This is a genomic window from Flavobacterium sp. UGB4466, assembly GCF_903469665.1.
Lineage (GTDB): Bacteria > Bacteroidota > Bacteroidia > Flavobacteriales > Flavobacteriaceae > Flavobacterium > Flavobacterium lipolyticum.
In genome coordinates this window covers 1-11,406 of sequence record NZ_CAGKLC010000119.1, presented here as the reverse complement: position 1 = coordinate 11,406, position 11,406 = coordinate 1, and the positions used below count along the sequence as shown (strand labels likewise).

Genomic DNA, 11,406 nt, shown 5'->3' with positions numbered 1-11,406 from the left:
TATCTTTAAATCAGGTGTTTATACTCTTTTGTACTTCGCTTAGTTTAACGAGTTTTGTTGTGTTTGGAATAAAATCCTACAAATTACATTGTATTTGTAGGTAAATAGCACTTGTGCAAATACACTTACTGCAACGTTAAACCTTACAATATTCTACCAATTATTTAACCTTTAAACCATTCAAATTATGGAAACCAGAAGCCCCCCTTTTTAGTTGTAAAGATTTTTGAGATATAAAGAATGATTCACCCCTTAAATCAAATTATATGAAAAATTTATACAAAATTATGTTGCTGTGTGTCTGTGGAGCCACTTACGCACAAACTCAGAATGATATTGCAAAAATTAGGTCCGGAAGTAACGTGTCTGAACTACAGTCTCTGAGTCAGAGATATCAAACAGAGGCGGACCAGAAGAAACAAAGAATTAGTAACCTTGCTAAGGCTAATGGCTGGCGTACTTCCTTTAGTAACAAAAATGGAACTACAAGCGAATTAGTAGATGTAAGTGCCGACGGCAAAACGCCCATCTATTTTGCTACTGAAAATGTAAATGCGGCAAAATCCACACGGGCAAATTATTTGAATTCCGGTGGTGGTTTAGGATTGAATCTTAACGGACAAAACATGACGGCTTATGTTTGGGATGGCGGTGCTACACTTCCCACTCACAATGAGTTTGGCGGAAGAGTGTCCATTAATGATGGGGTTACGACTATTGTTGCCGGAAGTAACAACAGCCAGCACGCCAATCACGTAACAGGTACTATTGTTGCGGCAGGTACTGTAGCGGCATCCAAAGGAATGGCCTTTCAGGGAAATGCCAGAACGAACGAATGGACTAACGATTTGACTGAAGCCACTACAGCAGCGGCAAACGGAATGCTGATCTCCAATCATTCTTATGGGTGGGCTACAAGAAACTCTGCTGGAACAGTTCTGATAGCGCCGTGGCAGTTTGGTGCTTATCAAACTACTGCCAGAGACTGGGACAATCTGATGTTTAATGCTCCTTATTACCTGCAGGTGAAATCAGCCGGAAATGATGGCGGTGATAACACTGCAAATACAAGTCCGTTAGGTGGTTTTACCGCTTATGATAAACTTACAGGATTTTCGACTTCTAAAAACAATCTGGTGATTGCTAATGCTAACGACGCTGTGATAAGTTCAACGGGAGCCTTAACAAGTGTTACCATTAGCGGGTCCAGCAGTCAGGGGCCTACAGACGATTTGAGAATCAAACCGGATCTTGCCGGAAACGGAGCCTCTGTTTATTCCACAGCCACACTTACAAATCCGGTAACACCATTAACTAATAGTAGTTATGGTAATGCCAGCGGAACTTCAATGGCAGCTCCAAACGTAACCGGAACTTTACTTTTATTGCAACAGCATTATAAAAATCTGACCGGAAACTTTATGCGCGCTGCCACTCTAAAAGGATTGGCGCTCCATACCGCAGACGATGCAGGAGCTGTTGGTCCTGATGCAATTTTTGGATGGGGTTTACTGAACGCAAAATTTGCTGCGGAAACCATTACAAAAAACGGAACAGCATCAATTGTTCAGGAAAGTACACTGGTGAATGGGGGTACTTATACATTGTCGGTCACTTCAGACGGAGTTAATCCGTTAATTGCTTCTATTTCGTGGACAGATCCTGCCGGTGTTGCTTATTCAGGAAGTACACCAAATATTGGTACAGCAAAATTGATAAATGATTTAGATATTCGCGTGACTAATGGAGCAGGAACTAATTTTCCATACCGATTGCTTACTGCAACAACAAACGGATTGGGTGACAATACCAGAGACCCTTTTGAGCGCATCAGAATTGTTGGTGCAGCGGGAACGTATACCATAACCGTAACCCATAAAGGAAGTTTGGTCAATGGAAGTCAGAATTTTTCAACAGTGGTAACCGGAATTACCGTACCGGATCTTTACATCAAAGACAGACCGTTTGATGTGGGATTACAACCAAATCCGGATTCTGGACCTATGTGGATCAGTGATGATATCTGGGTAAGACAAACCATTGATGGAGGAACTACACATGAAAATCCTGAGTTTAAACTAAGTTCTCCAAACGGAGTATACGTTAAAGTTACTAATAAAGGAACCGTTCCTAGTGCTTCCGGTAAAGTGAAATTGTATTTTGCAAAAGCTTCTTCAGGACTAACATGGCCAACCAATTTTGTTAGTTTTTATGTAGGACCTGTATTGCATGGTGATTATATCGGAGAGGTAGCTATCCCGGCAATTGCTGCAGGTGGAAATGCTACAGTGGTTATTCCTTGGTATCCGCCAAATCCTACTGATTTCACTTACGATGTACACCATTTTTGTTTAGCGGCAAGAATAGAATCATCAGAAGATCCGATGTTTAATGAACAAACTAATGTGGGTATAGGTGTAAACACCAAAAACAACAACAATATTGCCTGGAAAAATTTAAGTGTTTACAACCTGAACACGACTGATTTTGTTCCTCCAACTGCAGTATTCATCAGAGGAATCAGATCTAAAAATATCAACGTGAGATTTATAGACAGAGGATTTAACGAACAGTTGAAGAATAATTTCTTTGATTTGGGCGGTACAGTCGAAGCTACACTGGATCCAAAACTATTTGAAAGAGCACAGGCCAATGGAAGTCTGAAAGGCGTACAGATTTTAGATAAAAATAAAATTCTTATTACTTCCAGAGAAGCATCCATAGCAAACCTGCCTATTGATATTGATGAAACTTTCGGAATTACATTTGATTTCAAAGTGGCAAAAGATTTCCCTGTTGAAGAGCAAATTACCTTAGACCTTGTTCAGGAAGATGCTAAAAGCGGAGAACTTGAAGGAGGAGAGCGTTTTGCACTGGTAAAAGCTAAACCGAATACTAAAGCCGGCGCCACGTCACTTGTTGAAGCTCCTGAATCCCGTTTGGTTGCCATCTATCCAAATCCAACAAACGGTATATTTAAAATAGCCGTAAATAGTGAGGAGCAGGGAACATTAAAAATAACAAGCATTTTCAATACGGTTGTTTTTGAAGAAAAAACAAATAAACAAAAAGAATTTAGTGTAAATATCTCCAAACAAGTTCCGGGAATTTACATCGTTCAGTTTATCTCTGAAAAAGGAAAAGTAGTGACTAGAAAAATAATTAAAAACTAATATTTTTCTAGTGAAACGCTTATTATTTTTATGAGTGTATGAAATTGAAGGAAGTCGTCTCAAGGTAAAACTTGAGACGATTTCTTTTTTTATAAAAGAAAAGCTTTGCAGACTTTGGCTTTTTAACGCAAAGTACGCTAAGGTTTTTTTATGCGTAGGTTTTATATAAAAAACATAAAGTCCGCAAAGCTTTGTCTAGGTATAGCTTTGCGAACTTTATTTTTCTAAGTGTATGCAGCTAAAATTCTTCGCGTGCTTAGCGTTAAAATTTTAAGCTTCAAATGGAGTGAAGTACTTTGATATTTAACGCAAAGTACGCTAAGGTTTTTTTATGCGTAGGTTTTATATAAAAAAACATAAAGTCCGCAAAGCTTTGTCTAAGTATAGCTTTGCGAACTTTATTTTTCTAAGTGTATACAGCTAAAATTCTTAGCGTGCTTTGCGTTAAAATTTTCAGCCTCAAATGGAGTGAAATACTTTGACATTTAACGCAAAGTACGCTAAGTTTTTTTATGCGTAGGTTTTATATAAAAAACATAAAGTCCGCAAAGCTTTGTCTAGGTATAGCTTTGCGAACTTTGTTTTTCTGAGTGTATACAGCTAAAATTCTTAGCGCGCTTTGCGTTAAAATTTCCAACTTAGATGATTATTGCTCTATTTTCAAGGATGAACTTTTGCAACATACGAAGACACTGTTACGGTACCCGAATCATCTTTCATTGTATAAACACCTAAAATACTATTTTGATAAGCGGTATTAGCACTTGTACTGTTAGCATCCGGAAAATCAATATCTATCCAGTTGGCTTCTCCAAATGAGCCATCTGAATTTCGATTTACAGCAACAAAGGAAGCTCCCATATCTTTTCCGTTAACACTAATCCAGTCAGACGTCATATGATAACCATTGTCTTTGGATGCGGTGATCCCTTCAAAATGTGTAACTACAGACAGAATCGTTTCATTCTTGTAACTAAACGATTTTAAATTAGTTGTTTTCCTCGTTTTGGAATTGTAATCCACAAGGAAAGCCTGACTTATCTCCCCTAATTTAGCACTCGAGTAACCGCCTGCCATAGTATAATGATCGCCACCATTATGCCAGATACCGTACAAAGTAGTCGTTAAGGAATCGGGAACTTTAAAATCAATGTATTCTTTAGTGACAACATCATACAGAAATGCATATCCATTCTTGTCATTCTCTACATCATAATTTCCAACAGCGATTCCGCCCATTATACTATGAACAAATACATTATTGGTATTACCGCCATTTGGCGACACCTGAATCCAGGTTCCTGAACCATCTACAGGACCTTCGTAATAAAAACCAAGATTTCCGCTTGGAGCTTTACCGGAAGAGGCAGATATTTTATAGGAGCCTACTATTTGTACTTTGCCATGATGTCCGTTATTAGGACCGTAGCAAGAGGTATTGATAACTGTTGCTGTTGGCGTGCTTGGAAAATTTACAATATTCCATTTACCCTGATTACCGCTTCCATTTAGCGGTCCTTCATAGATTAAGCCTTGAACAATATCATCAAGACCTATTAAACTGCCTGAAATGTATACATTTTCAGATCCTGTTACGCCTCTTACGCCTTGTATGCTGGTTTCTCCGCCATTAGGATAATTGAAATCCGTATACTTTGCCGTATTGACTTCCAGATTTATATTTTCTGACATAATTTTTCTTTTTGATTAGTACTTTATTTTTTTGGAACTGTGTCCTGCAGCTGTTTTTTAGTTAAACGTTGTCGTACTATAAACATCTTTTGGCGCATTCACCCAAAGTTTTTCAACCTCAAGTTGATGCAGTTGTTCTTCTAATTCGTGTCTGATTTCACTATAAGCCGGATCGTAGGCAAGATTGGTGATTTCCAATGGGTCATTAACTAAATCATACAGCTCATACTGTTTGAAGTAGGCCGTGGCGGCATCAAAGTAATAATCGAATTTCCATTTTTCGGTTCTGATACATCGAATGCGATTCGCAGCTCTTACGATCGTCCAGGTACTGTTCGAACCTGCTTTGATATCATCGTAAGTAAACAGTATACTGTGCTGAACAGGAGTGTTGTCCTGCATTATTGGCAGTAAACTGGTGCCTGCAAGTCCCGTTGGCGGATTGGATACGTTGGCCATATCAATAAAAGTTGGAAAAATATCTGCTAAGGTTGCTAAGGCCATAGAGTGTTTGACAGGATGATCTTTAAATAATATCGGATTAGATATAACAAGGGGAACTCTTAAAGCTTCTTCATAAGCGACAAAAGTTTTCTGACGTAATCCGCCATGAGCAAGTCCCATTTCTCCGTGATCGGATGTCATTGTAACTAAGGCTGAATCGGCGAGTTTTTTGCCGTGTTCATCTTCTCTGTACAATTCGTCAATCAGGTAGCCAAACTGTTTGTCGGCAAGACTTAACAAATAACCATAAAAATTAATATAATTCAGTTTATCTTCGGTACTATTGATCGCTCCAAGAGTTAAAGCCATATTAATCAGAATTTGTTCCTGAGCCATAGGTTTTTTATTTTCCAGTAAATTTTCGTTTACAGTGGAAGGAAGCCCAATTTCTCTACCTGACCAGCTATCCGGATGATATCCTGATGTACCCGCTGTATTAGGATAAGCCAATACATCATGAGGATTTACGAGTGAAAGAATCAAACAATAAGGTTTATGATTTCCAGCAGCTCTCTGCGCTCTCACTTCTTTTAGATATTGAATAGCTTCGGCGGTGTATCTGGCGTCGTGATTGGCGTAGCCACCTCCAAAATTAAGCGGGTTCACATCTTCACCGGCGTCGGGAGCAATCCAGCCCATAGCCCCAAAGAGTGAAATATCGGCGGCCGTTAAATCCTCATAGTTTGTTTTAGTTCCATTAGGAGCAACACCTTTACTCATGTGCCATTTTCCCCTGAATTGCACATCATAGCCATCGGCCCAAAGTGTATTCATAATATTAGGCAGTGCATTGCTAAGTGTAGGTTCCTGAGGTGACAACAGACCACCTTCGGTTAACGTTTGACTTACGCCATGTTTTGCTGGATATAGACCTGTGAATAAGGTCGAACGGCTAGGGGAGCACATGCAGGTGTTACAAAATGCACGGTCAAAACTAAAACCATTCTTTTTTAGAAAAGTTAGTGTAGGAAGGTTTTCTTCCTCCCATCCCGGTGGAAAATGTTGAGTAGCGCGCTGCTCATCAGTAATAATTAAAATCATGTCCGGCTTTTGGCCAATTTCGTTAAGTTTTTCTTTTAAGTTCATTGTTTGTGGTTTAAGGGGTTAATAAAAAATGCAATAATTGTTATATGGATTTGTAATGCATATTGATGGGTCAGTTTGAAATAATTCAAAAAGAGGGATTGGATTATCGTATAAAATTGAGGCGTGAAGTGAGAATGATAGTAGTGCTTTTTCAATATAATGTTCGGACAAAATAAATTGCAAAAGGCTTGTAGACGATACTGCAGTGTAGTGCTGAATTTGATTAATAAGAATAAAGTTACAATAACAAAACAGATTTAAATTACGTATAAATACCTGTTTTGTAGTAGTTTATCTAATTTTTAAAAACTATTAAAGAGTTCAATAATCTGAAAGGACTCCAATTAGAAAGAGATTTTGTTATGGAAGAGACTCTTTTTGGTGAAGGAATAAAGATAAAGAGCAGTAATTTCCGGACTAAAAGTACAAGTGCAACTAAGAATTCTAAGGCTTGTGGGAATTATGCTAAACGACAAAAAAATGTTTGAATAATCCGTTGGGTTAAGTTTAATCAAAAAAAAATGATTAATCACATAGAAATATAGCTTTTAATCTAAAAGAAAATACATTCCTTCCACCTCATATTAGGTGTATTTAAATGAGGTGAAATGGATGTTAAACCTATGTTCCTACATATTAAAATGAATTATACTCAGAAGGTTTAAAATAGTAATAATTTTAAGTTTTAGTTTTTAGTTCCCCTTCAATAAATTGATACTTACTGTAGCGATGTCGGCATCCGGGAATCGTTTAAAAATCGATTGGTCCGGAAATAATCCGGCTTCTGCTGCGACTTTATTAAAAACGTCAATTTCCACAATATACTGGTCCGAGAAACCGTGAGTAGCATCATAAGCCGTTGCGGGAGTTTTTCCGATATTAGCGGCTGCAAGTTTCGGATTGATGGTATGCAATTCAATCAACAGCAAGCCAAATTTACGCACATAAGGAGACCACTTTTGTAAATGTTCCAACAGATTATCTTCGACCAGATTGTTACTGATTCTTTTTCCTCTGTAAGCAAATGCACCGGTAGACGTACTGATTCTATCTTTGTTGATGTGTTGGGGATCTGTCCAAATTCGGTTGTGATCTAAAAAAGTCCTTACGTTAAGCAGGTCTTTAAGATCTATATTGTAGTTTTCTTTCAGATCTTCCGAAAGCAGTTGAGGGTTTCCAATATCGCCCCAGATCACCTTCGCCCAGATGTCCGCTTTGATAAGGTTAGCTCTGGTTACTTTTAAAGCTGCCTGATTATAGTCGGCACCAACCAAAAACAAAGGGTAGTCGTCAAGCATTTTTCCACGTAAAGTCTGCCTATCGATAACTTCAAAAATATGCTGTAAAAAAGCACCATTACCACACCCCATATCAAGTATTCCTTTAGGTTGCTGTTCGATTGGTAAATTAAACAGGGTGACAATAATTTCATCTACCACTTTAAAATAAGTATCGTGAGCACCACCGCTTCCCCATACATTCATTTCGCGATCTACGTGAATTTCATTTTCACCATCGGCTATCATTCTTAAAACTGAAGGATCACCAAAAATCAATTCTTCGATTTTGGCAAAGGTGGGCAAATAAGAAACTGTAACACCGTAAGCACTGGCTCTTTTGGCATAGAACAAACCGGTTTCGGTAAACTGATAATTGCCATTTTTTTCTAAGAACCATCCAAGATGTACAAAAAAGTCCAGTATTTTTTTAAAGTTTTCCGCAGATTTATGAAACTCTTCGGGTTGGAAAGAAGTCTCCATAAAGTATTTGTGAAACATTCCTTTCATGGCCAGACGTACAATGGTGGGACCAATCAAATGTCCTTCGACGTGTTTTAAAACCTGTTCCTGAAGACTACTTTTCAAAGGATCATCAGAAGGTTCGATTCCATATCCTTTTTTGTATTTTTCAAAAATAAGATTGAGTTTTTCAAAAGGAACATCGTCAAAAAGTCGTGGATGAAACTGTCCGGAGAATTGGAGTAAATCAACAACATCCTGAAAGAGAGGAAACAGCGAAAAGGCAATTTCTGTTTTTTCGTTTGTGATGATGGTTATTTCCTGTTTTCGATTATCTACTTCATATTCTAGAAAGCCCTGAGAGGCCAGAATTCTCAAACCCACATTCAGATAGCCTTCATTTGCTTTAAAAGCACTAGCTAGCTGCGATAGTTGTACTTGCTTTTGCTTTAGAATATACTCTAAAACTTTGTGGTTTTGTAGTGCAATTGCAACCGGAGCAACAGCCAGGCCGTCAAGGTGTCTGAAAATAGAACTGCGAAGTTGTGATTTATCGGTCATAGAAAAGGGTTGAAGGTTAGTTAAAAATAGTGATTTTTTAATTTACGACCGTTGCTTTTTTAGGGGCTATTTTAAAATTCTTTTTATAGCTATTTTTCGCAAGTAACTATTGGGAACCTCAAAGCAAGTGAAACATCTTTTTTTAGATCAAAAAACGATGCTTCTAGGTGTTAAACTAAGGGATTGATAACAAGTAGAAGTAATCAGCTAACCGCCATTTTATTATACTTATTGCGATATTCCAACGGATTTAATCCTGTTACTTTTTTAAAAATGGTTCGAAATGCTTTTGTATCGGTATAGCCTACATCATACATTACCTCATTGATATTTTTACGGCTGGTCTCGAAACTTTTTTTGGCGTACTCAATTTTCACCCGATTGATGTATTCTAAAACTGAATTGTTGGTTGCGGTTTTAAACCGTCTCTCAAAACTTCTTCTTCCCAGCAATACCATTTCAGCCAATTCATCAATGGTGATTTTTTCCTGTATATTATCTTCAATAAAATTCTGAACCTGTTTAATAGCCTCGTCGTTATGATTCTTTTGTCCCTGAAACATAGCAAAAGAAGCCTGGCTGTCTCGGTCGATATCGATGGCAAAGTATTTGGAGGCAAGTATAGCTGTCTCTCTGTCGGTATATTTTTCGACCAGGTGAAGCAATAAGTTCCAGTACGAATGTGCACCTCCGCTGGAATAAAGACGGTGTTCTTCGGTAATAATGCTTCCGTCTATGACTTCTACTTCAGGAAACATTTCTCTAAACTCATTTTGAAATCCCCAATGGGTAGAACATTTTTTGCCGTTTAGCAGACCAGTGGAAGCTAACAAAAACGCTCCAACACATAATGATGCGATCTCGGCGCCCTTATGATATTGTTCGCTGATCCAGGGTAATAGTCCTTGATTTTGGGCAATTGCAGCTTTCATGTCTCCAAATAAGGCAGGAATGACAATTAAATCAGTGGCAGTAATATCTTTTGTGAGCTGAGACGTATTAACGGAATACAATCCGTTATTAAGTTTTACTTCTTTTTCTAAACCTACTAATTGTACATCAAACAATAATTTTTTACCGGAGGCGGTCATAAATTGATTTACAGCCGAAAATAAGTATTGCGGATCTGCAATTGCCTGCAGAACCGAACTTTCAGGAACAAGTATGCTTACTTTTTTTATCATGGTTTCTTATAGGTTAGATCAAATTAGGTAAACGATTTACAATTGACTGACTGTTTGTGAGCCCTTGATTTTACTTGGTTGACTGTTGAATGCAACACTTTATCGGGATCATAGCGATACAACAATTGATTTCAATGCAATTTCAAAGATAAAGATAGTTTGTCGTAAATGCCCTTTTTGTTGTCGTTTTTGTGTAGGTGGATTCTGTGATTTCTACTCCATCTTTGTACTATCAATTAACAATTAAAAAATCACACAAAATGGCAACAAAAATTTTCATCAATCTGCCGGTAGCAGATTTACAAAAAGCAATGTCTTTTTACACAGCAATCGGATTTACAAACAATCCACAATTTACAGATGCTACAGCAGCCTGTATGGTTCTAACCGAAGAAATTTATGTGATGTTGTTGACTCACAATAAATTCAGTGAGTTTATCAATAAAGAAATCGGTAATGCTTTCGAGAAAGCTTCGGTAATTAATTCCTTGTCAGTAGAAAGTGTAGACGAAGTGAACGAAATGATCAATAATGCCTTAAAAGCAGGAGGTAAAGAAACTGCAGAGCCGAAAGACTATGGTTTTATGCAGCAACGCAGTTTTGAAGATTTAGACGGACACCTTTGGGAAGTGCTGTATATGGATCTGGCGAAAATCCCACAACAATAACCCTATTCAAATGGCACAGCTTAATTCTTATTTAACATTTAACGGTAATTGCAGAGACGCGATGTTGTTCTACAAAGCATGTCTTGGTGGTGAACTCGAACTGCAAACCATAGCCGATTCTCCAATAGGGGAAGAGCTGCCGGAGAAAATGAAAAGATGTATTTTGCACGCCACTCTTAAAAGCGATACTCTTACCATTATGGGATCGGATATGGCTCCCGAAAACCTGACAAAAGGAAATGCCTTCTCGATGATGCTCACGTTTGACAGTGAAGAAGAAACACGAAAGGTTTATGCTGACCTATCGAAAGATGGTCAGGTGACACATCCGTTAGAAAGGACTTTTTATGGAGCTTTGTTCGGGAATCTTACGGATAAGTTCGGACATCAATGGATGCTCTGTTACTCGTGCCAGGAAAAAAAAACTTTATCTGTTGGGTGTAATTAATTTTTGATGATTATACCCAATTGAATAAAGCTATAAATTGACTACTAACAGCTAATAACTTCTAATGAGACGCCTAAGCAAAAAGGCCGTCTCATTTTTTTTATTTCTTTATATTAAACCCGACAGGTTTCAAAAACCTGTCGGGTTTGTTAAATGTAACGTTTAGATACTACATCTTTTTTTTTCACTGATCCTTGTTTTGAAGCACATGAAATAAAAGTGCTAAAACTATTTTTTTAAGAAAGTATAAAACTACATGTACTTCAGAGCATCACTTTAGAAAAAATCCTACACAGAAGCGCAAGAGTGATTACTAGTTAACTATTTTAGTATAAGTTATTTATCGGTAAC

Annotated in this window: 7 protein-coding genes; 3 read left to right on the top strand and 4 right to left on the bottom strand. The window is 37.7% G+C overall.

The features are described 5' to 3' along the window. Positions 1 to 266: 266 nt before the first annotated feature. Positions 267 to 3,173 carry a S8 family serine peptidase gene (locus JO950_RS19295; protein ID WP_202704105.1) on the top strand — a complete coding sequence of 969 codons (2,907 nt, stop codon included), beginning with the start codon at positions 267 to 269 and terminating at the stop codon, positions 3,171 to 3,173. 660 nt (positions 3,174 to 3,833) lie between these two features. Here JO950_RS19295 and JO950_RS19290 read toward each other — a convergent pair. The 4 genes from JO950_RS19290 to JO950_RS19275 all read right to left on the bottom strand — a co-directional run bounded on the left by JO950_RS19290 (position 3,834) and on the right by JO950_RS19275 (position 9,939). Beyond that, complete coding sequence (locus JO950_RS19290) at positions 3,834 to 4,865, bottom strand: hypothetical protein (RefSeq protein WP_202704104.1); 1,032 nt, start codon at positions 4,863 to 4,865, stop codon at positions 3,834 to 3,836. 57 nt (positions 4,866 to 4,922) lie between these two features. Then, entirely contained in the window at positions 4,923 to 6,455 is a 1,533-nt protein-coding gene (locus JO950_RS19285; RefSeq protein WP_202704103.1) for a sulfatase-like hydrolase/transferase, read from the bottom strand. A gap of 692 nt (positions 6,456 to 7,147) precedes the next feature. Further along, positions 7,148 to 8,755, bottom strand: coding sequence for a class I SAM-dependent methyltransferase (locus tag JO950_RS19280; protein WP_202704102.1), 1,608 nt, complete (start codon positions 8,753 to 8,755; stop codon positions 7,148 to 7,150). A gap of 203 nt (positions 8,756 to 8,958) precedes the next feature. Then, a complete protein-coding gene (locus tag JO950_RS19275; protein ID WP_202704101.1) occupies positions 8,959 to 9,939 on the bottom strand; it encodes a GlxA family transcriptional regulator in 981 nt (326 codons plus the stop codon). A gap of 260 nt (positions 9,940 to 10,199) precedes the next feature. Here JO950_RS19275 and JO950_RS19270 point away from each other — a divergent pair, with 260 nt between their 5' ends. Then, on the top strand, positions 10,200 to 10,607 hold the full coding sequence (locus JO950_RS19270; protein ID WP_017497187.1) for a VOC family protein: 408 nt from the start codon (positions 10,200 to 10,202) through the stop codon (positions 10,605 to 10,607). A gap of 10 nt (positions 10,608 to 10,617) precedes the next feature. Then, entirely contained in the window at positions 10,618 to 11,055 is a 438-nt protein-coding gene (locus JO950_RS19265) for a VOC family protein (protein ID WP_202704100.1), read from the top strand. Positions 11,056 to 11,406 lie beyond the last annotated feature (351 nt).

Excerpts from the sequence above, each read along its gene's own strand:
- JO950_RS19280 (WP_202704102.1), bottom strand. The coding sequence starts at position 8,755 with ATGACCGATAAATCACAACTTCGCAGTTCTATTTTCAGACACCTTGAC.
- JO950_RS19290 (WP_202704104.1), bottom strand. The coding sequence starts at position 4,865 with ATGTCAGAAAATATAAATCTGGAAGTCAATACGGCAAAGTATACGGAT.
- JO950_RS19270 (WP_017497187.1), top strand. The coding sequence starts at position 10,200 with ATGGCAACAAAAATTTTCATCAATCTGCCGGTAGCAGATTTACAAAAA.
- JO950_RS19275 (WP_202704101.1), bottom strand. The coding sequence starts at position 9,939 with ATGATAAAAAAAGTAAGCATACTTGTTCCTGAAAGTTCGGTTCTGCAG.
- JO950_RS19285 (WP_202704103.1), bottom strand. The coding sequence starts at position 6,455 with ATGAACTTAAAAGAAAAACTTAACGAAATTGGCCAAAAGCCGGACATG.
- JO950_RS19265 (WP_202704100.1), top strand. The coding sequence starts at position 10,618 with ATGGCACAGCTTAATTCTTATTTAACATTTAACGGTAATTGCAGAGAC.
- JO950_RS19295 (WP_202704105.1), top strand. The coding sequence starts at position 267 with ATGAAAAATTTATACAAAATTATGTTGCTGTGTGTCTGTGGAGCCACT.